This is a genomic window from Pseudomonas sp. S5D5, assembly GCF_003013355.1.
Lineage (GTDB): Bacteria > Pseudomonadota > Gammaproteobacteria > Pseudomonadales > Pseudomonadaceae > Aquipseudomonas > Aquipseudomonas aylmerensis.
The window spans coordinates 439,544-462,286 of the sequence record NZ_PTEO01000001.1 but is presented as its reverse complement, the minus strand read 5'-3'; the positions used below and the strand labels follow the sequence as shown (position 1 = coordinate 462,286).

The 22,743-nt window shown below is 61.6% G+C and carries 18 protein-coding genes; 15 read left to right on the top strand and 3 right to left on the bottom strand.

What is annotated here, in order from left to right:
• Positions 1–42 precede the first annotated feature (42 nt).
• The 6 genes from C9990_RS02175 to C9990_RS02150 all read left to right on the top strand — a co-directional run bounded on the left by C9990_RS02175 (position 43) and on the right by C9990_RS02150 (position 5,459).
• Positions 43–987: a choline ABC transporter substrate-binding protein gene (locus C9990_RS02175; protein WP_065904794.1), complete on the top strand. Its 945-nt coding sequence runs from the start codon at positions 43–45 to the stop codon at positions 985–987.
• 74 nt (positions 988–1,061) lie between these two features.
• On the top strand, positions 1,062–1,949 hold the full coding sequence (locus C9990_RS02170) for a 3-keto-5-aminohexanoate cleavage protein (protein WP_065904795.1): 888 nt from the start codon (positions 1,062–1,064) through the stop codon (positions 1,947–1,949).
• A gap of 145 nt (positions 1,950–2,094) precedes the next feature.
• The gene (locus C9990_RS02165) at positions 2,095–3,060 is read left to right on the top strand and encodes an L-carnitine dehydrogenase (RefSeq protein WP_106802432.1); all 966 of its coding nucleotides are present in this window, start codon (positions 2,095–2,097) and stop codon (positions 3,058–3,060) included.
• Positions 3,061–3,178: 118 nt separating this feature from the next.
• Entirely contained in the window at positions 3,179–3,658 is a 480-nt protein-coding gene (locus C9990_RS02160; protein ID WP_106802431.1) for a thioesterase family protein, read from the top strand.
• Positions 3,659–3,667: 9 nt separating this feature from the next.
• Positions 3,668–4,828, top strand: coding sequence for a gamma-butyrobetaine dioxygenase (locus C9990_RS02155; RefSeq protein WP_106802430.1), 1,161 nt, complete (start codon positions 3,668–3,670; stop codon positions 4,826–4,828).
• Positions 4,829–5,195: 367 nt separating this feature from the next.
• A complete protein-coding gene (locus tag C9990_RS02150; protein ID WP_065904803.1) occupies positions 5,196–5,459 on the top strand; it encodes a hypothetical protein in 264 nt (87 codons plus the stop codon).
• Between the two features lie 95 nt (positions 5,460–5,554).
• On the opposite strand, the gene C9990_RS02145 is transcribed toward C9990_RS02150, so the two are convergent.
• Entirely contained in the window at positions 5,555–6,658 is a 1,104-nt protein-coding gene (locus tag C9990_RS02145; RefSeq protein ID WP_005792167.1) for a GlxA family transcriptional regulator, read from the bottom strand.
• 570 nt (positions 6,659–7,228) lie between these two features.
• The gene (locus C9990_RS02140; protein WP_106802429.1) at positions 7,229–8,605 is read right to left on the bottom strand and encodes an L-serine ammonia-lyase; all 1,377 of its coding nucleotides are present in this window, start codon (positions 8,603–8,605) and stop codon (positions 7,229–7,231) included.
• Positions 8,606–9,019: 414 nt separating this feature from the next.
• Between C9990_RS02140 and C9990_RS02135 the strand changes: the two genes are divergently transcribed.
• The 3 genes from C9990_RS02135 (at position 9,020) to choV (ending at position 12,057) form a co-directional block, all read left to right on the top strand.
• Positions 9,020–9,967, top strand: coding sequence for a choline ABC transporter substrate-binding protein (locus tag C9990_RS02135; RefSeq protein WP_065904809.1), 948 nt, complete (start codon positions 9,020–9,022; stop codon positions 9,965–9,967).
• A gap of 69 nt (positions 9,968–10,036) precedes the next feature.
• Positions 10,037–10,882 (top strand): choline ABC transporter permease subunit, encoded by an 846-nt coding sequence (gene choW / locus C9990_RS02130; protein WP_015886271.1) that lies wholly within the window; start codon positions 10,037–10,039, stop codon positions 10,880–10,882.
• Positions 10,879–12,057: a choline ABC transporter ATP-binding protein gene (gene choV, locus C9990_RS02125; RefSeq protein WP_065904810.1), complete on the top strand. Its 1,179-nt coding sequence runs from the start codon at positions 10,879–10,881 to the stop codon at positions 12,055–12,057. Before choW ends, choV begins: the two co-directional genes overlap by 4 nt.
• 166 nt (positions 12,058–12,223) lie before the next feature.
• Here the strand turns inward: choV and C9990_RS02120 are convergent, their stop codons facing one another.
• A complete protein-coding gene (locus C9990_RS02120; protein WP_226939981.1) occupies positions 12,224–14,158 on the bottom strand; it encodes a BCCT family transporter in 1,935 nt (644 codons plus the stop codon).
• A 391-nt stretch (positions 14,159–14,549) separates the two neighbouring features.
• Between C9990_RS02120 and betI the strand changes: the two genes are divergently transcribed.
• From betI to C9990_RS02090, 6 genes are all read left to right on the top strand, one after another.
• A complete protein-coding gene (gene betI / locus C9990_RS02115) occupies positions 14,550–15,143 on the top strand; it encodes a transcriptional regulator BetI (RefSeq protein WP_028618243.1) in 594 nt (197 codons plus the stop codon).
• A gap of 109 nt (positions 15,144–15,252) precedes the next feature.
• The gene (gene betB / locus C9990_RS02110) at positions 15,253–16,725 is read left to right on the top strand and encodes a betaine-aldehyde dehydrogenase (protein ID WP_065904813.1); all 1,473 of its coding nucleotides are present in this window, start codon (positions 15,253–15,255) and stop codon (positions 16,723–16,725) included.
• 129 nt (positions 16,726–16,854) lie between these two features.
• On the top strand, positions 16,855–18,558 hold the full coding sequence (betA, locus tag C9990_RS02105; RefSeq protein ID WP_065904815.1) for a choline dehydrogenase: 1,704 nt from the start codon (positions 16,855–16,857) through the stop codon (positions 18,556–18,558).
• Between the two features lie 208 nt (positions 18,559–18,766).
• A complete protein-coding gene (locus C9990_RS02100; protein ID WP_065904817.1) occupies positions 18,767–20,209 on the top strand; it encodes a TldD/PmbA family protein in 1,443 nt (480 codons plus the stop codon).
• The gene (locus C9990_RS02095; protein ID WP_065904819.1) at positions 20,209–21,525 is read left to right on the top strand and encodes a TldD/PmbA family protein; all 1,317 of its coding nucleotides are present in this window, start codon (positions 20,209–20,211) and stop codon (positions 21,523–21,525) included. The genes C9990_RS02100 and C9990_RS02095 overlap by 1 nt, the downstream gene beginning before the upstream one ends.
• Positions 21,526–21,820: 295 nt before the next feature.
• Positions 21,821–22,711, top strand: coding sequence for an alpha/beta fold hydrolase (locus C9990_RS02090; RefSeq protein WP_106802428.1), 891 nt, complete (start codon positions 21,821–21,823; stop codon positions 22,709–22,711).
• Positions 22,712–22,743: the final 32 nt, after the last annotated feature.

Genomic DNA, 22,743 nt, shown 5'->3' with positions numbered 1-22,743 from the left:
AGACGCCGGCCCCCACAATAACGACCTGCCGAGGGATCCACCATGAACCGACTGATCAGCCGCTGCGTGCTCGCACTCAGCGCCAGCGCCATTTTGAGCACGAACGTCCTGGCTGCCGATGCGGCCTCTTGCCAGAACGTGCGCATGGGCGTGGTGAACTGGACCGACGTAATCGCCACCAGCGCCATGACCCAAGTGTTGCTCGACGGCCTCGGCTACAAGACCAAACAGACCAGCGCCTCCCAGCAAATCATCTTCGCCGGCATCCGCGACCAGCGCCTGGACCTGTTCCTCGGCTACTGGAACCCGCTGATGACCCAGACCATCACGCCGTTCGTCGACGCCAAGCAGGTCAAGGTCCTCGACAAGCCGAGCCTGGAAGACGCCCGCGCCACCCTCGCAGTCCCCACGTACCTCGCCGACAAAGGCCTGAAAACCTTCGCCGACATCGCCAAGTTCGAGAAAGAGCTGGGCGGCAAGATCTACGGCATCGAGCCTGGCTCGGGCGCCAACACCCAGATCAAGGCCATGATCGCCAAGAATCAGTTCGGCCTCGGCAAGTTCCAGCTGGTGGAATCCAGTGAGGCCGGCATGCTCGCCGCCGTCGACCGTGCGGTGCGCCGCAAGGAAGCGGTGGTGTTCTTCGGCTGGGCGCCGCACCCGATGAACGTCAACGTCGCCATGACTTACCTCACCGGCAGCGACGATGCCCTGGGCCCGAACGAAGGCATGGCCACCGTGTGGAGCGTTACCGCGCCGAACTACGCCGAGCAGTGCCCCAACGTCCACAAGCTGCTGACCAACCTGACCTTCACTGCCGCCGACGAGAGCCGAATGATGCAGCCGTTGCTGGATCACAAGGACGCCCTCGAGTCCGCCAGGCAGTGGCTCAAGGATCACCCGCAAGACCAGCAGCGCTGGCTCGAAGGGGTGACCACGTTCGACGGCAAACCGGCCGCCGCCAACCTGCAATTGAGCAGCAAATAACCTGATCCGCATCACCGTTTCGCAGCCGCTCCTGGCTGCGAACGGCACCACCACGCCTGTAAGGAACCTGCCTCATGAACCACGACGTCATCATCACCTGCGCACTCACCGGTGCTGGCGACACGACCGCCAGAAGCCCGCACGTGCCGGTCACCCCCAAGCAAATCGCCGCCGCCGCGGTGGAAGCCGCCAAGGCCGGTGCCACCGTGGTGCACTGCCATGTGCGTGATCCGCACACCGGCAAGTTCAGCCGCGACGTCGCCCTGTACCGCGAAGTGATGGAGCGCATCCGCGAGGCCGACATCGACATCATCGTCAACCTCACGGCCGGCATGGGCGGCGACCTGGAGATCGGCGGCGGCGAGCACCCGATGGAGTTCGGCCCCAATACCGACCTGGTCGGCCCGCTGACCCGCCTGGCTCACGTCGAGGAGCTGCTGCCGGAAATCTGCACCCTGGACTGCGGCACCCTGAACTTCGGCGACGGCGACACCATTTACGTGTCGACCCCGGCGCAACTGCGTGCCGGCGCCAAGCGCATTCAAGAGCTGGGCGTGAAGGCCGAGCTGGAAATCTTCGACACCGGCCACCTGTGGTTCGCCAAGCAGATGATCAAGGAAGGCCTGCTCGATAACCCGTTGTTCCAACTGTGCCTGGGCATTCCGTGGGGCGCGCCGGCCGACACCACCACCATGAAAGCCATGGTCGACAACCTGCCCGCCGATGCGGTGTGGGCCGGCTTCGGCATCGGCCGCATGCAAATGCCGATGGCCGCACAAGCGGTGCTGCTGGGCGGCAACGTGCGGGTCGGCCTGGAAGACAACCTGTGGCTGGACAAGGGGGTGCTGGCGACCAACGGCCAACTGGTGGAGCGGGCGAGTGAAATCCTCAGCCGCCTGGGTGCACGGGTCATGACCCCGGCGGAAGGTCGCATCAAGATGGGCCTGGCCAAGCGCGGCTGATTGCTTGCCGAAAGCGAATTAAACATGTGGAAGCGGGCTTGCTCGCGAATGCGGTGAATCAGCCACTCAATGCATCACCTGACACACCGCATTCGCGAGCAAGCCCGCTCCCACAGGGGATCATCGAATAATTCAGGAATTTTCCATGAGCTTTATCACTGAAATCAAAACCTTCGCCGCCCTCGGCAGCGGCGTTATCGGCAGCGGCTGGGTGTCCCGCGCCCTAGCCCACGGCCTCGATGTGGTCGCCTGGGACCCGGCGCCCGGTGCCGAAGCCGCCCTGCGCAAGCGCGTCGCGAATGCTTGGGGCGCCCTGGAGAAACAAGGCCTGGCACCAGGTGCCTCGCAGGAGCGCCTGCGCTTTGTTGCCACCATTGAAGAGTGCGTGAAAGACGCCGACTTCATTCAGGAAAGCGCCCCGGAGCGCCTGGAGTTGAAGCTGGAACTGCACAGCAAGATCAGTGCAGCGGCCAAGCCGAATGCATTGATTGGCTCGAGTACATCAGGGCTGTTGCCGAGCGAGTTTTATGAAGGCTCCACGCACCCGGAACGTTGCGTGGTGGGTCATCCGTTCAACCCGGTGTACCTGCTGCCGCTGGTGGAGGTGGTCGGCGGCAAGCACACCGCGCCGCAAGCCATTCAGGCCGCGATCACGGTGTATGAATCCCTCGGCATGCGCCCGTTGCATGTGCGCAAGGAAGTCCCCGGTTTCATCGCCGACCGCTTGCTCGAAGCGCTGTGGCGCGAGGCGCTGCACCTGGTGAATGACGGCGTGGCGACCACCGGTGAAATCGACGATGCGATTCGTTTTGGCGCCGGCTTGCGTTGGTCGTTCATGGGCACTTTCCTCACCTACACCCTGGCGGGCGGTGATGCCGGCATGCGCCACTTCATGGCGCAGTTCGGCCCCGCGCTGCAGTTGCCGTGGACGTACCTGCCGGCACCGGAACTCACCGACAAGTTGATTGACGATGTGGTCGACGGCACCCGCGATCAACTCGGCAGCCACAGCATTTCGGCGCTGGAACGCTATCGTGACGATTGCCTGCTGGCAGTGCTGGAGGCGGTCAAGGTGACTAAAGCCAAGCACGGCATGAGCTTCGCCGAATAACGGCAGTTGATCCTTGTGGGAGCTGGCTTGCCGGCGATAGCGGTGGTGAATCCGACGTCACCATCGCCTGCATGCCAGTTCCTACAGTTGAACCGAATAATGATCCGGAATCCCAGACATGCCTGCATTGACCACCTACACCACCAAAATCCAACCGGATTGGGTGGACTACAACGGCCATCTGCGCGATGCGTTCTACCTGCTGATCTTCAGCTACGCCACCGACGCACTGATGGACACCCTGGGGCTGGACAGCGAAAACCGCGAAGCCAGCGGCCACTCGTTGTTCACGCTCGAGCTGCACCTCAACTACCTGCACGAGGTAAAACTGGGTGCCGAGGTTGAAGTACACACGCAACTGATCGCCCACGACGCCAAGCGCCTGCATCTCTATCACAGCCTGCATTTAGTCGGTCATGAGCAGGAACTGGCCGGCAATGAACAGATGCTCTTGCACGTCGACCTGGCGGGGCCGAATTCGGCGCCGTTCACCGAGGCCACGCTGGAAAAGCTGACGGTCATCAGCACCGCTCAAGCCGACCTGCCCCGCCCTGCACTACTGGGTCGAGTGATTGGATTGCCGCCTAAAAAACCATAAGGAGCCACCATGCAAACCGCCGCCGCTGTTGCCGATTTTCGTACCTACCCCAAGATCAGCGACCTCGCCGATGCGCAGGTGCTGAACGATCAGATTCGCGTGCGGTGGGCCGATGGGCGGGTCAGCCCGTTTCATCATCAATGGCTGCGCGATAACTGCCCGTGTACCGAATGCGTGTACAGCGTCACCCGCGAGCAGGTACTGGAAATCGTCGATGTGGATGAGGCACTGACCGCCGTCGACGTGCAGATCGAACAGGGTTTTCTCAGTGTGCAGTGGCTCGGCGGCCATCGCAGCCATTACGATCCCGGCTGGTTGCGGGCTCACGCCTACGACGACGAATCGCGCGCTGAACGCCAGGCTGCCAGGCCGAAATCCAGGCTCTGGGACAGCCGCTTCACGTTGCCGGTGTTCGACTATGCCGCCGTGATGGAAGACCCCAAGGCGCTGCTGCAGTGGCTGCTGGCGGTGCGCGACTCCGGCCTGACCCAAGTGCGCGGCGTTCCGACCGAACCCGGCTCACTGGCGCTGATCGCCAAGCGTATTGCGTTTATCCGCGAAAGCAATTTCGGCGTGCTGTTCAACGTGCAATCCAAGGCCGATGCCGACAGCAATGCCTACACCGCCTTCAACCTGCCGTTGCACAGCGATTTGCCGACGCGGGAGCTGCAACCGGGGCTGCAATTCCTGCATTGCCTGGTGAACGATGCCACCGGCGGCGAGAGTATTTTTGTCGATGGTTTCGCCATCGCCCATGCCCTGCGCACGGAAGACCCCGAGGCGTTTCGTGCACTGTGTGAAATCCCCGTAGAGTTTCGCAACAAGGACCGTCACAGCGACTATCGCCGTCTCGCGCCGATCATTGCACTGGATGCCCTGGGCGATGTGGCGGAGATTCGCATGGCGAACTTTTTGCGCGGGCCGTTCGAGGCGCCGGTGGAGCAGATGCCGTTGTTGTATCGGGCTTATCGGCGGTTTATTGCGATGACGCGCGAGGCTCGTTTCCGGCTGGTCAAGCGCCTGAACCCGGGTGAGCTGTGGTGCTTCGATAACCGTCGCACCTTGCATGCGCGCAATGCGTTTGATCCGGCTTCGGGGGCACGGCATTTCCAGGGGTGCTATATCGACCGGGATGAGTTGTTGTCGCGGATATTGGTGTTGCAGCGGTAGACCGAGGCGCGCCCTTCGCGAGCAAGCCCGCTCCCACACTTGACCGGGCTCACACTCCAAACTGTGGGAGCTGGCTTGCCTGCGATAGGGCCAGTACCAACACCCCAGATTCCAGCCAAAAAAAACCCCGATCCAGCCGTGACAGGATCGGGGCAGAGTGCTTTGTGTGAGCTGCGCATCCCGAGGGTGACCAAACCTTCAAGCTGCTTGCTTGATGCCAGTGTGCACACTCCTCTTCCTTGCGAGTTAGCCGAAAACGACCTGTTCATAGGTGTGCCGGACATTCACGCATTCAGGCCTTGCCGACTCGGTGATGGCCTACCAGAATCGACCTCAATCTCCCGCTCCCTACACCAGGATAAACGTCATGATGCACGCGGATTTGATTGACCAGGATGACCTGCTGAGCCAACTGCGCTCGCTGGGTTTCGAGGTGTCCAGCGGCGCCAGCGCCGAACAGGCCTGCGAGTGCGCCGTGCGCGGCTTGAGTGCCGCACGGGCCAAGGCGCTCAAGGGCATGGTGGAACAAATGTACACCGGCAGCGCGACGATCCTGCCGGCGGTACGCCAGGCAATCGACAAGCAGTTGTTGCCGGCCTTGGTGCAGTTCAAGCAAAACTCTGGCGCCTGATAAAGCGCCATCGCAGGCAAGCCAGCGCCCACATTTGAATCTATTCACAGATCAAAATGTGGGAGCTGGCTTGCCTGCGATGAAGACGGCCCGGTCTAGAGCCTTACACTGGCAAAAGTCGACTCATTGCGCGCCTGGCTCAACGCCGACATCGGCCCCGACAACGGTGACAACACCAGCGCCTGCGGAATCGGCATCATCGCCACTTGCTGCGTGGTGTTGGAACCCACACGCTCATCGCGTGGCGGAATGCCGAAGTATTCGCGGTAGCACTTGGAGAAGTGCGGCGTGGAGACAAACCCGCACACCGACGCCACTTCGATGATCGACATCGGCGTTTGCTTGAGCAACTGCCGCGCACGGATCAGGCGCAGCTTGAGGTAGTAGCGCGACGGCGAGCAGTGCAGGTATTTCTGGAACAGCCGCTCCAGCTGGCGCCGCGACACGGCGACGTACACCGCCAGCTCATCCAGGTCGATCGGCTCTTCAAGGTTGGCTTCCATCAGCGCGACGATTTCCTGCAGCTTCGGCTGGTTGGTGCCGAGCATGTGCTTGAGCGGCACGCGCTGGTGATCCTGTTCGTTGCGGATGCGTTCGTACACGAACATCTCGGAGATGGCTGCGGACAGTTCGCGACCGTGGTCGCGGCTGATCAGGTGCAGCATCATGTCCAGCGGCGCGGTACCACCGGAGCTGGTGAAACGGTTGCGGTCGAGGGTGAACAAGCGTGTGCTCATGGCGACCCGCGGGAAGGCTTCCTGCATCGACGCCAGGCATTCCCAGTGCACGCTGCAATCAAACCCATCGAGCAAGCCGGCGCAGGCCAGGGCCCAGCTGCCGGTGCACACCGCGCCAAGGCGACGCGACTGGCGCGCCTGGCTTTGCAGCCACGACACGTGTTCACGGGTAACGGTGCGCTGGATACCCACGCCGCCGCACACAATCACAGTGTCCAGGGCCGGGGCTTTGTGCATGGAGGCATCGGGGGTGATTTGCAGGCCGTCGCTGGCCCAGACCTGGTTGCCGTCGACACTCAGGGTGGTCCAGCGATACAGCTCGCGGCCGGACAACTGGTTGGCCATGCGCAGCGGCTCCACTGCCGACGCCAGGGAAATCAGCGTGAAATTGTCCAGCAGCAAAAAGCCGATGGATTGAGGCGCACGGTTCTGGGGTTGGGCCCCTGAGTTGAACGACGTCATCGCGGTATCTCCTCACACAAAGCGGGTGATGGCCTCAGGCGAGGCTCTTGTTATTGCGCTCGTCCTGGAGAGGCGAGGCTTTGAATTGATAGAGCAAATGCCATGCCTAAATTTGAATGGCCATTCAATAACTCCTGAAAACGACCTGATGAAGCGTCTATATAAGCCCGCGCCGCGAGTGCGGGATATGACCCGATTCAGTGGCAGGAGTGAGCCTGCTCAAGGGGTGTGAGCAGATCGGTAGCACTTGTGGGAAGGCGCTTTCAGGGCGTAGGAAAAGTCTGTCACCACACGCACAGGTGACGGGTGGTCGAGGGGTAAATCGTTTGGGAGCTACTTATCTGTTTGCGACGCGCTAAAAGGTGGCGCTTTTGGTTGGGATGTTCACTTTATGCGCAGTTTGCACCTCAATTGTGGCGAGCAGGCTTGCCCCGCGTCGGGCCGCGCAGCAGCCCAGAACCTGACACCTCGATATTCGTGAACGAACTCAGTGAAGTTATTGGGGCTGCTGCGCAGCCCACCGCGGGGCAAGCCCGCTCGCCACAACAAGCCGCCCACCGGAAAAAGGGGTCAACACTCCACCGCGCTCACCGCCAAGCCACCGCGCGAGGTTTCCTTGTACTTGTCGTGCATGTCCGCCCCGGTATCGCGCATGGTGCGGATCACCCGGTCGAGCGAGATGAAGTGCTGGCCATCACCACGCAAGGCCATCTGCGCCGCGTTGATCGCCTTCACCGCCGCAATCGCGTTGCGCTCGATGCACGGCACTTGCACCAGCCCGCCCACCGGGTCGCAGGTCAGGCCGAGGTTGTGTTCCAGGCCGATCTCAGCCGCGTTGCACAGTTGCTCCGGCGTGGCGCCGAGGATCTCCGCCAAGCCGGCGGCGGCCATCGCACAGGCCGAGCCGACTTCGCCCTGGCAGCCGACCTCGGCGCCGGAGATCGAGGCGTTCTTCTTGCACAGGATGCCCACCGCCGCAGCGCCGAGCAGGTAGTCGACCACGTTGGCTTCGGTCACTTCCTCGCTGAATTTCATGAAGTAGTGCAGCACTGCCGGGATGATCCCCGCCGCGCCGTTGGTGGGTGCGGTGACCATGCGTCCACCGGCAGCGTTTTCTTCATTGACCGCCAGGGCGAACAGGTTGACCCACTCCATGGCGCTCAAGGTCGAGCCGATCACATTGGGTTTGTTCAGCTCCAGCAAACTGCGGTGCAACTTGGCCGCGCGGCGGCGCACGTTCAGCCCGCCCGGCAAGATGCCCTCGTGCTTGAGCCCCTCCTCCACACACGCCTGCATGGCGCGCCAGAGTTTCATCAGGCCGCTGCGGATTTCATCTTCCGAGCGCCAGGTTTTTTCATTCGCCAGCATCAGCTCGGCGACGCGCAGGTTGTGGGTATTGCACAGCTGCAACAACTCCACCGCGCTGGAAAAATCATAGGGCAGCTCGGTGCGGTCCATATCCGCCACGCCACTCTGCGCCTGGGCTTCATCCACGACAAAACCGCCGCCCACCGAATAGTAGGTGTCGCGATGCAACTCACCGTCATCGCCGAACACCACCAGGGTCATGGCGTTGGGATGAAACGGCAGGTTTTCGTCGAGCAGGCGCATGTCGCGTGCCCACACAAACGGCACCGGCAAGCGCCCATCCAGCAGCAGCGTGTCGGTCTCGCGCAGGGTGTGGATACGCAGGCCGATCTGCGCCGGATCAATCGCGTCGGGCCACTCGCCCATCAGGCCCATGATGGTCGCGGTGTCGCTGCCGTGGCCAATGCCGGTGGCCGACAATGAGCCGTAGAGCTGAACTTCGACGCGCCTGACTTGTTCCAACAGTTCACGTTCACGCAATGCCTGGACGAACAACGCCGCGGCGCGCATGGGGCCGACGGTGTGAGAACTAGAAGGCCCGATGCCGATCTTGAACAGGTCGAAAACGCTGATAGCCATTAACGTGGGACTCCGCAGGTGAGCAAACCGGACACCAAGGAGCTGCTACGCTCAGATCGCCCAGATGGCGGCATCATCAAGCTTTTATCCGCCGTCACGGCGTCTCACACCGACGTACCCATGCTCACCAGCGTCGCTCTCGTGCGATCAGGCGTTTTGGCCGTTTTTAGCGGTGCAGATCGTTGAAAACTGCAGTTTTGCCTTTGGAAAAATCTGTAAGCGACGTCACCGACACTGGATACGACCATCCCTGTACTGGATACGACGCCCCCTGTAGGCGTCAGATTTTCACTGGTACATGATCAGTCTCGACTCGTTTGCAAGGCACCGCGCCGCCGCTGCGTCGCACGTTCCAACCGCAACACATATAAAGCGCGGCGAATGCCGCCAGAAAAAACACAGGAGTCTACCCAGATGAAAGGTTCACCCTCGTTGTTGTTGGCCGCCATGCTGAGTCTGCCAGTCCTGGCGCACGCTGCAGAACCGGCACAATGTCAGACCGTCAATTTCTCCGATGTCGGCTGGACCGACATCACCGTCACCACCGCGACCACCAGCGAAGTCCTCAAGGGCCTGGGCTACAAGCCGCGCACCACGATGATTTCGGTACCTGTGACCTACAAGTCGCTGGCCGACGGCAAGAACATGGACATCTTCCTCGGCAACTGGATGCCGACCATGGAAAACGACATCAAGCAGTACCGTGATGCCGGCACCGTGGAAACCGTGCGCGCCAACCTGGAGAACGCCAAGTACACCCTGGCGGTACCCGAAGCGCTGTACAACAAAGGCCTGAAAGACTTCGCCGATATCGCCAAATTCAAGGATGAGCTGGGGGGCAAGATCTACGGCATCGAGCCGGGTAACGACGGCAACCGCACTATCCAGACGCTGATCGACAAAGACGCCTTCGGCCTGAAAACCGCCGGCTTCAAAGTCGTCGAATCCAGCGAAGCCGGCATGCTTTCCCAGGTCGAACGCGCCACCAAGCGCGACCAGGCCATCGTGTTCCTCGGCTGGGAACCGCACCCGATGAACACTCGCTTCAAGATGAAGTACCTGACCGGGGGTGACGACTCGTTCGGCCCCAACTACGGCCAGGCCACCATCTATACCAACACCCGCAAGGGCTACACCCAGGAATGCAGCAACGTCGGCCAGTTGCTGAAAAACCTGGTGTTCACCCTGAACATGGAAAGCACCCTGATGGGTAAAGTCCTGGACGAAAAACAGAAACCCGATGCAGCGGCCAAGGCCTGGCTGAAGGCCAACCCGCAAGTGCTCGACACCTGGCTCGCAGGCGTCACCACCGTCGATGGCAAACCCGGTCTGGAGGCCGTCAAAGCTTATCTCGCCAAATAACACCCGCTGACCCCAGGCCGGTGCGCTGGCCTGGGATGTTTTCCCCTTCGCATGTGGACATTCACTACCATGCTGACTGAACAGAAAATCCCACTAGGCCAGTACATCGCTGCCTTCGTCGAATGGTTGACCCAACACGGCGCCAACTACTTCGACGCAATCGCATCGACGCTGGAAACGATGATCCACGGCGTGACGTTTGCGCTGACCTGGTTCAATCCGCTGGCATTGATCGGTCTGATTGCGCTGCTGGCTCACTTCATTCAACGCAAGTGGGGCCTGACTGTATTTGTCATTGCCTCGTTCCTGCTGATCCTCAACCTGGGGTACTGGCAGGAAACCATGGAAACCCTCGCGCAGGTGCTGTTCGCCACCCTGGTCTGCGTGGTCATCGGTGTGCCGCTGGGCATTGTTGCCGCGCACAAGCCGATGTTCTACACCCTGATGCGGCCGGTGCTCGATCTGATGCAGACCGTACCGACCTTCGTCTACCTCATCCCTACCCTGACCCTCTTCGGGCTGGGTGTGGTGCCCGGGCTGATATCCACGGTGGTGTTCGCGATTGCCGCGCCGATCCGCCTGACCTACCTGGGTATCCGCGATGTACCGCAAGAGTTGATGGACGCCGGCAAGGCCTTTGGCTGCTCGCGCCGTCAGTTGCTCTCGCGCATTGAACTGCCCCACGCCATGCCGAGCATTGCCGCCGGCATTACCCAATGCATCATGCTGTCGTTGTCGATGGTGGTGATCGCGGCCCTGGTAGGCGCCGACGGCCTCGGCAAGCCGGTGGTCAACGCGCTGAACACCGCCGATATCGCCCTCGGTTTCGAAGCCGGCCTGGCGATCGTATTGCTCGCCATCATGCTCGACCGCATCTGCAAACAACCCGACGCCAAAGTAGGGGGTGATGCATGAGCATTATCCGATTCGACAAGGTCGATGTGATCTTCTCCAAGGACCCACGCGAAGCCCTCAAGCTGCTGGACCAAGGGATGCACCGCAACGAAATCCTGAAAAAGACCGGGCAGATTGTCGGCGTTGAAAAAGCCAGCCTGGATATCGAGAAAGGCGAGATCTGCGTGCTCATGGGCCTCTCCGGGTCCGGCAAGTCGAGCCTGCTGCGTTGCATCAACGGCCTCAATACCGTCAGCCGTGGCCAGCTGTTCGTGGAGCATGAAGGGCGCCAGATCGACATCGCGTCGTGCACGCCCGCCGAGCTGAAAATGATGCGCACCAAGCGCATCGCCATGGTGTTCCAGAAGTTCGCCCTGATGCCCTGGCTGACAGTGCGCGAAAACATCAGCTTCGGCCTGGAAATGCAGGGCCGCCCGGAGAAAGACCGCCGCAAGCTGGTGGATGAGAAACTCGAGCTGGTGGGCCTGACCCAGTGGCGCAACAAGAAGCCGGATGAACTCTCCGGCGGCATGCAGCAGCGCGTCGGCCTGGCGCGTGCGTTGGCGATGGACGCCGACATCCTGCTGATGGACGAACCTTTCTCCGCCCTCGACCCGCTGATCCGCCAGGGCCTGCAGGACGAGTTGCTGGAGCTGCAACGCAAGCTGAGCAAGACCATCGTGTTCGTGAGCCACGACCTCGATGAAGCGCTCAAGCTGGGCAGCCGCATCGCGATCATGAAAGACGGCAAGATCATCCAGTACAGCGTGCCGGAAGAGATCGTGCTGAACCCGGCGGACGACTATGTGCGCACCTTCGTCGCCCATACCAACCCGCTCAACGTGCTGTGCGGCCGCAGCCTGATGCGCACCCTGGACAACTGCAAGCGCGTGAACGGCTCGGTGTGCCTCGATCCGGGTGGCGACTCATGGCTGGACCTGGCCGAAGGCAACACCATCACCGGTGCTCGCCAGAATGGCGCGGTGATGAACCTGCAGAACTGGGCGCCGGGGCAACCGGTGGAAGGTCTGGGCCGGGTGCCGACACTGGTGGACTCCAACATCGGCATGCGCGATGCGCTGCAGATTCGTTATCACACCGGCAACAAGCTGGTGTTGCATGACAACAACCAGGTGGTGGGGATTCTGGGGGACAGTGAGCTCTACCATGCCCTGCTGGGCAAGAACCTGGGCTGAGCAGTGCACAGATCGGCTGAATGAACTGGGTCAATGTGGGAGCTGGCTTGCCTGCGACAGCAATGGTGAATCCAACATAGCTATCGCAGGCAAGCCAGCTCCCACATTTGACCCCATTCCAATCTTGAAACAGCGGCGCCAGGGAAGGCGCCACTCGGATTAACTATCAGCTATAGACACGGCCAAGGAGCTGCCGATGGCTTTCAAACTGATCGAGCACGTCCCGGGTGATCTGTTCCTGGGCAAAGCCCATCAGGTCGTACTCCTGAGGCCCGTTGTGCAGGTAGACCTCGGCACGGTAGTAGCGGGTGCGCTCTTCTTCCGGCAGGTCGCTCGGCGCCGACGAGTAAGCATCCAGGCTCACTTCGTAGACGAACGGGTTGCCCTCTTCCATCTCGATGCGCACACCGATGCAACGCTTGGATTTGCCCAGCAGGGTCTGCACCTCCAGCCCCTGGTCGCGCAACGCCGTCGCGGCTTCTTCCAGCGCCGGCGTGACGTGTTTGTCCATGAAGCGCTGCACAGTGGCCTGGCTCGGTTGCAGATCCAGCGCGGTGAGACGCTCGCTGAACCCCCGACGTCCACGCTCGGCCAACTGCGCCTGCTCCTGTTCGATTGCGACGTCCTGGCGCATGGCCTTGTGCAAACCGAACATGAAGAAAATCAGCACTACCGAGAACGGCAGCCCCGCCAGCACCACCATGGTTTGCATGGCTTCGAAGTTACCGGCGAACAGCAGGCCGATAGTCACCAGGGTGATCACCGCCGACCAGAAGATCCGCAGCCAGTGCGGCGCATCTTCATCCACATTGCCGCCTTTGCAGGAAAGGTTGGCCATCATTACCGCGCCGGAATCCGCCGGGGTCAGGAACAACACGAAGCCGACGAAGATCGACACACCGATGACGATTTTCGACGCCGGGTAATGCTCCAGCAGTTGATAGATGGCCATGGACGGCTGTTCCAGCGCCGTCTTGCCCAACTCCACCGCACCGTGATTGAGCACCAGGTCCAGCGCCGAGTTGCCGAAGATCGACAACCACGCCAGGGTGAAGCCCAGCGGGATCAGCAGCACGCCGGCCACCAGCTCGCGCACGGTGCGGCCACGGGAAATACGCGCGATGAACATGCCTACGAATGGCGCCCAGGAAATCCACCAGGCCCAGTAGAACAGGGTCCACAGGCCCATCCAGCGTTCGGTCTTATCGGCGTCGCCTTCATACACATAGAGGTCGAAGGTTTTCAGCACCAGGCCGTTCATGTAGTCGCCGATGTTCTGCACAAAGCCGTTGAGCAAGTGCAGGGTCGGGCCGAACAGCAATACGAAGATCAACAAACCGCTGAACAGCACGATGTTGAGGTTGGACAGGCGGCGAATGCCGTTCTCCACACCGGACACCGCAGCGATGGTTGCCACGGTGCTCATCACGATGATCACGATCAACAGGTTGGTGTTGCTGTGCTGCATGCCGAACAGGTTTTCCAACCCGGACGAGACCTGCATCGAACCAATACCCAGGTTGGTCACCAGGCCGAGCAGGGTCACGAACATGCCGAAGCCGTCCACCGCATGGCCGGCCGCGCCCTTCACCCAACGCTCGCCTACCAGCGGGTACAGCGCCGAACGCAGCGCCAGCGGCTGGTTATGCCGGTACGCGAAGTACGCTACGGCCAGGCCGACCAGGGCATAGATCGCCCAGCCGTGCAGGCCCCAGTGCAGAAAGGTCAGTTGCAGCGCCTGGCGTGCTGCGCCATTGCTGGCGGCCGCGCCTTCGGGCGGGTTGAAGTAGTGGTCCAACGGCTCCGAAGCGCCGAAGTACAGCAGCGAAATGCCGATCCCGGACGAGAACAACATGCCGGCCCAGGCGCCGTAGCTGAAGTCCGGGGTGTCGTCCTTGCTGCCCAGTTTCAATTTGCCGTAGGACGAAAACGCCAGGCCGACCACAAACACCAGGTAAGCGGCGATGACCACCATGTAGTACCAGCCAAAGCTTTTCGACAGCCAGGCCTGTGCTACGCCGAGCATGCGCCCGGCCTCCTGCGGGGCGATGATCAGAATGGCGGTCAACAACAGAATGAGCGCGGTGGAGGTGTAGAACACCCAACCGTTGACCCGGACCTTTTCCGGCGGGGTCTTTATAAGAGAGGCAGAACTCATGGCGCAGATGCTCCGGGCAGTGCGAGAGAGAAACACAAGGCAACGGTTATCCCGGGACATCGATTTTTCGGCAGTCGACGGACGGGTGTTATAAAGACACCCCGAAAATTCTTGAGCCCCGTCGAAGCGGTGCCCAGGCCCTGATACGGCCTGTTTCAAGGACTTTTGCAGGTGTCAGATGTCGCAGCTCGCAGGTAGGAAATATCTGTAGGCAGCGACCATTTGTCGCAGATCTTATTCTTTGTTGATTGAACGTTCAATCAAAACAAAATAGACTGGCCATCAAGCCGACGGACGTTGATCGCCCATCGGCAGGCCTAAGGAGAGGTGCTACATGCCCAAGGTCGGTATGCAACCCATACGCCGCCAGCAGTTGATCGAAGCCACCTTGACGGCGATCGATCAGGTCGGAATGGGGGATGCCAGCATTGCGCTGATCGCCCGTCTGGCCGGCGTCTCGAACGGCATCATCAGTCACTACTTTCAGGACAAGAACGGCCTGATCGCCGCGACGATGCGGTACCTGATGAATGTGCTGATCGAGAACGTCCACGAACGCAGGCTCGCACTGAAGGATGACAGCCCACGGGCGCACCTTCAGGTGATCATCGAGGGCAACTTCGATGCCAGCCAGGTCAACGGCCCGGCAATGAAAACCTGGCTGGCCTTCTGGGCCACCAGCATGCACCACCCGTCATTGCACAGGTTGCAGCGGATCAACGATCAACGTCTGTATTCCAACCTGTGCTGCCAGTTCCGCCGAGTGCTGCCGCTGCCGCACGCACGCAAAGCAGCCCGAGGCCTGGCGGCCCTGATCGACGGTTTGTGGTTGCGCGGCGCCCTGTCGGGAGACGCTTTCGACACGGCGCAAGCGCAACGGATCGCTTACGAATACATGGATTTCCAATTGGCCAAGCAGGTGAGTTAGAGCACACACAACCGCTCAACCCCTGAACTGCTGTCGATCAGTGATGCCAGACCCTTATGGCCCACTTTCGGCGGTTAACGCCAACCACTTATGCACTTGCGAGGACTTTATGGCCCGTTTCGAACTGCAAAAACTCTACATTGACGGCGGCTACAGCGACGCTGGCAGCGATGCCACCTTCGAAGCCATCAACCCGGCTAACGGTGAAGTTCTCGCCCAAGTGCAACGCGCCACGTTCGATGACGTTGAACGTGCCGTGGTCAGCGCCGAAAAAGGCCAGAAGATCTGGGCCGCGATGACCGCCATGGAGCGTTCGCGCATCCTGCGTCGCGCCGTCGACATCCTGCGTGAGCGCAACGACGAGTTGGCCGCCCTGGAAACCCTGGACACCGGTAAAGCATTCTCCGAAACCCAATACGTCGACATCGTCACCGGCGCTGACGTACTGGAGTACTACGCAGGCCTGGTGCCAGCCATCGAAGGTGAGCAGATCCCGCTGCGCGACACGTCCTTCGTCTACACCCGCCGCGAGCCGCTGGGCGTGGTTGCCGGTATCGGCGCGTGGAACTACCCGATCCAGATCGCCCTGTGGAAGTCCGCACCGGCCCTGGCTGCCGGCAACGCGATGATCTTCAAGCCGAGCGAAGTCACCTCGCTGACCACCCTGAAACTGGCCGAGATCTACACCGAAGCCGGCGTTCCGGCGGGCGTGTTCAACGTACTGACCGGCAGCGGCCGTGAAGTCGGCACCTGGCTGACGGAGCACCCGCGCATCGAGAAAGTCTCCTTCACCGGCGGCACCGACACCGGCAAGAAAGTCATGGCCAGCGCTTCAAGCTCCTCGCTCAAGGAAGTGACCATGGAACTGGGCGGCAAGTCCCCGCTGATCGTGTTCGAAGACGCCGACCTGGATCGCGCCGCCGACATCGCGATGATGGCCAACTTCTACAGCTCTGGTCAGGTCTGCACCAACGGCACTCGCGTGTTCGTGCCCAAGCACCTGCAAGCCGCCTTCGAAGCCAAGATCGTTGAGCGTGTGGCACGCATTCGCGTTGGCGACCCGCAAGACGAAAACACCAACTTCGGCCCGCTGGTCAGCTTCGCCCACATGGAAAGCGTGCTCGGCTACATCGCCAAAGGTAAGGAAGAAGGCGCTCGCGTGCTCTGCGGCGGCGACCGCCTGACCGACGGTGCATTCGCCAAAGGCGCCTACGTGGCCCCGACCGTGTTCACCGACTGCACCGACGAGATGACCATCGTGCGTGAAGAAATCTTCGGCCCGGTGATGAGCATTCTTACTTACGAAACCGAAGAAGAAGTGATCCGTCGCGCCAACGACACCGACTTCGGCCTGGCTGCGGGCCTTGTGACCAAGGACCTGAACCGCGCCCACCGCGTGATTCATCAGCTGGAAGCGGGTATCTGCTGGATCAACGCCTGGGGCGAGTCCGACGCGAAAATGCCGGTCGGTGGCTACAAGCAATCCGGTGTGGGCCGTGAGAACGGCATCAGCTCGCTGAACAACTTCACCCGCATCAAATCGGTACAGGTTGAGCTGGGCGACTACGCCTCGGTGTTCTGATAAGCGGCAAGCGGCAAGCTTCAAGCTGCAAGTAAAAGCAGTTTGGTTTGCCGCACTTCCCAGATACACCGCTCGCTGCTCTTTCTTGCAGCTTGAAGCTTAGAGCTAGCAGCTCTCAAGGAGACCCCCATGACTCAAGAATACGATTACATCATTGTGGGTGCCGGTTCCGCCGGTAACACCCTGGCGACCCGTCTGACTGAAGACGAAGGCGTCACCGTCCTGCTGCTGGAAGCCGGCGGCCCGGACTACCGTTTCGATTTCCGTACGCAAATGCCGGCCGCCCTGGCGTTCCCGCTGCAAGGCCGTCGCTACAACTGGGCCTACGAAACCGATCCAGAGCCTCACATGGACGGCCGCCGGATGGAATGCGGTCGCGGCAAGGGCCTCGGCGGTTCCTCGCTGATCAACGGCATGTGCTACATCCGTGGCAACGCCATGGACTACGACAACTGGTCGAAACTGCCGGGCCTGGAAAACTGGACCTACCTGGACTGCCTGCCGTATTTCCGCAAGGCTGAAACTCGCGACATCGGCCCCAACGACTACCACGGTGGCGACGGCCCGGTCAGCGTGACCACGCCTAAAGCCGGCAACAACCCGCTGTTCCACGCCATGGTTGAAGCAGGCGTGCAAGCCGGCTACCCGCGTACCGAAGACTTGAACGGCTACCAGCAGGAAGGCTTCGGCCCGATGGACCGTACCGTCACGCCGAACGGCCGTCGCGCCAGTACCGCGCGCGGTTACCTGGACACAGCCAAGAAGCGTTCGACGCTGACCATCGTCACCCACGCCCTCACCGACAAAGTGTTGTTCGAAGGCAAGCGTGCCGTGGGCGTACGTTACCTGATCGGTGCCGCCGAAGAGCGCGTTGAAGCCCGTGCGCGTAAAGAAGTGCTGGTGTGCAGCGGTGCAATCGCTTCGCCGCAACTGCTGCAACGCTCCGGCGTGGGCCCGGCCAAACTGCTCGAAAGCCTGGACATCCCGGTGGTCCACGACCTGCCGGGCGTTGGTGAAAACCTGCAGGACCACCTTGAGCTGTACCTGCAATACGCGTGCACCCAACCGGTCTCGCTGTACCCATCGCTGCTCTGGTACAACCAGCCAGCCATCGGTGCCGAGTGGCTGTTCAACGGCACCGGCATCGGCGCCAGCAACCAGTTCGAAGCGGGCGGTTTTATCCGTACCCGTGAAGAATTCGATTGGCCGAACATCCAGTACCACTTCCTGCCGGTGGCGATTAACTACAACGGCAGCAACGGTGTAAAAGAACACGGTTTCCAGGCACACATGGGCTCCATGCGTTCGCCAAGCCGTGGCCGCGTGCAATTGAAGTCGAAGAACCCACGGGATTACCCGAGCATCCTCTTCAACTACATGGCCACCGAGCAGGACTGGCAGGAATTCCGTGACGGCATCCGCCTGACCCGTGAAATCATGCAGCAGCCGGCGCTGGACCCCTACCGTGGCCGCGAGATCAGCCCGGGCATCGAAGTGCAAACCGATGAGCAGCTGGACAAGTTCATCCGCGAGCACGCCGAAACCGCGTTCCACCCGTCCTGCTCGTGCAAGATGGGCACCGACGAGATGGCGGTAGTGGACGGCGAAGGCCGTGTGCATGGCATGCAGGGCCTGCGGGTGGTTGATGCGTCGATCATGCCGATCATCACCACCGGCAACCTGAACGCGCCGACGATCATGATCGCCGAGAAAATCGCCGACAAGATCCGTGGCCGCCAGCCGCTGCCGCGCAGCACCGCCGACTACTACGTGGCAGGCGATGCGCCGGTGCGTGGCAAGCCGTTGCGTGAAGTGGGCCCGACTGCGCAGTAACTGAAATACTTTGTGGCGAGCGGGCTTGCCCCGCGTTGGAGTGCGTAGCGCTCCCAAGATTTTTGGGGCCGCTGCGCAGCCCAACGCGGGGCAAGCCCGCTCACCACAAGGGTTCACCTGCTACAAGTAGTCGCCCTCCTTGATCGCTCCCCAGCCCAGGCCTACTCTGTTTGCCTGCCTGCGCTGAGCCGCCCACAAGGAAGGCCCCATGTTCGACCACCACGCCACACTCAAAAAGCATTTCAGTGCCCTGCGCACCACCGCCGACTTCTTCTCGCTGCGTTATGTCCGCGAATCCGGCCAGTACCTGTCGGTACGCAAGAACGTCGCCGAACCGCCCCACCTGAACCACGACGAAGGCGCCATGCTCACCGTGCGTGTCAACGGTGTGGAAGCCTACGCCGCAACCCACGATATTTCCCTGCATGGCCTGCAAGCCGCCCTTGAGCGCGCCGAACAGCAAGCCCGGCGGATTTTGCCCCACGCCCTGCTCGACCTGCGCGACCAACACGTCTCCAGTGACGTCGCCGACTACCTGTCACCCAACCTTGCGCAAGCCTTCCCTTCCCTCAGCGATTGCTACCAATTGCTCGGTGATGAATCCGCTGCCGTGCCCCACGACGAGCGCCTGGTGAACTGGGAAGTCAGCCTCGGCCTGACCCATGTCGAACAGATCTACCTCAACAGTGCCGGCGCCGAGCTGCGCCAGGCGCAGCGCTTTGTGTTCCCCGGCGTCAATGTCACTGCCTACGACGGCAACGACAGCCAGTCGCGCACCCTTGGCGGCAGCAACTTCGGCCAGCAAGGCGGCTTTGATGTGATCGACCGCTTCGGCCTGGTCGGCGCTGCGCCGCGCATTGCCGACGAAGCCCTGCAACTGCTGCTGGCGCCGAATGCGCCCCAGGGCCCGCGCGACCTGCTCTTGATGCCCGACCAGATGATCCTGCAGATCCACGAGTCCATCGGCCACCCGCTGGAGCTGGACCGCATCCTCGGCGATGAGCGCAATTACGCCGGTACCAGCTTCGTCAAGGCCGAGGACTTCGGCCACCTGCAATACGGCTCCGAACTGCTCAATGTGACCTTCGACCCGGACATCCCCGAACAACTGGCCAGCTACAGCCATGACGATGACGGGACCCCGGCCAGCAAACAGTTCCTGATCCGCGAAGGTGTGCTGCTCAGGCCACTCGGCGGCGCGCTGTCGCAGTTCCGTGCCGGCCTGGGCGGTGTCGCCAACAGCCGCGCCAGCAGCTGGAACCGCCCGCCGATCGACCGCATGGCCAACCTGAATATCGAAGCCGGTGACCAGAGCCTGGCGCAACTGATTGGCGGCATCGAACACGGCATCCTGATGTCGACCAACCGTTCCTGGTCCATCGACGATGCGCGCAATAAATTCCAGTTCGGCTGCGAATGGGGCCAACTGATTGAAAACGGCGAGCTCAAGGGCGTGGTGAAAAACCCCAACTACCGGGCGATTTCCGCGCAGTTCTGGCGCAACCTCAGCGCCGTGGGCGATGCCAGCACCTTCAAGGTCCTGGGCACGCCGAACTGCGGCAAAGGCGAACCCAACCAAGTGATCCGCGTCGGCCACGCGTCGCCGGCCTGTGTGTTCAGCAACGTTGACGTATTTGGGGGAGATGCCTGATGAACAATTTCAAGGCATTGGTGCAATGGCTCAAACAGGCCATCACCGACAAGGAACAATTCCACCTGGGCTATGCGGCCGAGTCGTCCGAGTTCGTGCGCTTCAACCACGCCAAGGTGCGCCAGGCCGGCCAGGTGCAACAGGCCAGCCTCAACCTGAAACTGATCAACGATGGCCGCCACGCCGACCTCGGCATCACCCTCGCCGGTGATCCGGAGCTGGACCGCCAGCGCCTCGCCGAGGGCCTGCAACAGCTGCGCGAAACCCTGCCGCTGCTGCCCCACGATCCCTACCTGCTGCTCAACCACAACGCCTGGCAGAATCACAACGAACAGGACCTGCCATTGCCGGACCTGGCCCAGGTGCTGGACGAAATCAGCCAGGCGGCTGCAGGTGTCGACCTCGTCGGGTTCTACGCCGCCGGCCCGATCAGCCGCGGCTTCGCCAGTTCGAACGGTGCGTTCGGCTGGCACCAGGCCAATAGCTTCAACTTCGACTTCAGCCTGTTCCACGCCAATGGCGAGGCTGTCAAAGCCAGCTACGCCGGCCATGCCTGGAACAGCGCCGAGTTCGCCCGGCGCTTCCAACTGGCCCGCGAACAGCTGGAATTCCTCGGCCGCCCCTTGCACGCGCTGGCACCCGGTGAATACCGCGCCTACCTGGCCCCGGCGGCGCTGGAAGAAATCATCAGCATCATCACCTGGGGCGGTTTCTCGGCCCAGGCCATCGCCAGCAAGGGCAGCTCCCTGCAACGCCTGTACGCCGGCGAGCAACACCTCAGCCCGCAGGTGACGGTGGACGAACAGGTCAGCGGCTCCCTGAGCCCGGCGTTTTCCAGCGAAGGCTACCCGCGCAGCGATGTCAGGTTGATCAACGCCGGCAAGGCCGACGGCCAACTGGTGAACTCGCGCAGCGCCGCCGAGTACGGCCTGAGTGCCAACGGCGCCAGCCGTGACGAATCCCCCAGCGCCTTGCAGATGGCGGCGGGCACCCTCGCCCAGGCCGACATCCTCAAGCAATTGGGCACCGGTTTGTACATCAGCAACCTGTGGTACCTGAACTACTCCGACCTGCCGGCCGCCCGCCTGACCGGCATGACGCGCTTCGCCACGTTCTGGGTGGAAGACGGCGAGATCAAGGCGCCGGTCAGCACCATGCGCTTTGATGACAGCGTGTTCCAGTTGCTCGGTGCGCAACTGGAAGCACTGACCGCTGATCGGGAACTGCTGCTGTCGGCCAGCACGTATGGCCAGCGCAACACGGCCTCCAACCTGCTGCCAGGCGCCCTGGTCAAACGCCTGACCCTGACCTTATAAGCACCGCCAGTCCCGGTGGGAGCTGGCTGGCCTGCGATAGCATCACCGCGGTGTCACTGATACACCCTGGTGCCTGCAGCGCAGGCAAGCCACTTCCCACACGGCTTTGCATTGATTTCAGCCACTGCATTTCGTCCCTTCCTACCGACAATTCCCATCTCACCCGTCTCTCCGTGCGGCCGGTTGTCGCCCGCAAAAAACCTCGTTATAACGGTTAGTGGCACCCCGCCACCAACCCCACGTGCGCGCACGTGATGCACGACCTTGCCTGGATTGGGCAAGCTGGAGCGTTGACATGAACCATGGAAGTTTTGTCATTGAAAAGCTGTTCAAGCACTACAACGTTCATGTTGAGCAGCTGGGAAACGATTCGGAAAAGAACACCGTGCTGATGGTCAATGGAGCGCTGTCCACCACGCGCTCCTTTGCCCGGACCAGCAAATGCCTGGCCGAGCACTTCAATGTGCTGCTGTTCGACCTGCCGTTCTCCGGCTATTCGCGCGAACACAACACCGACCTCGACCTGGTGACCAAGGACGACGAGGTGCAGATCCTGCGGGCCCTGGTCGAACGCTTCGAGGTCAATCACCTGGTGTCGGCTTCCTGGGGCGGCATCTCGACATTGCTGACCCTGGCGCACAACCCGCCCTCCATCGAGAGCTCGGTGGTGATGGCCCTGGCACCCAACCTCAACCAGGCGATGCTCGATTATGTGGAGCGCGTGCGCGTGCTGATCGAGGCCGATGACAAATCCGCCGTCGGCCACTTGCTCAACGAAACGGTGGGCAAGTACCTGTCGCCGCGCCTCAAGCGCAACAACCATCGTCACCTGTCGAACATGGCCACCACCGAATACCGCCAGGCGCGCTTTCATATCCATCAGGTGCTCGCCCTGGGGGATGGCAACTACCTGCCGGCCCTCACCCGCATCGAGACGCCGGTGCACTTCATCAACGGCACGCTGGACGAATACACCCCCGCCGCCGAAGCCCGGTTATTCAAACAGTATGTCGGGCGCAGCAGCTTTGCCGTGGCGGAACACACCGGCCATTTGCTTGACCTGGAATCCCGTGAGGCGGCCCTGGCGGTGCACCGTGCCTTGCTGGATTTCCTGGTGGGAGAGCATGCAACGATGTCGGATTTAGACGAACCGCCAGTGGGAAAAGGAGCGACGGATGGCGCATAATCGCCGACACATAGCCTGCTAACAAAAAGGTC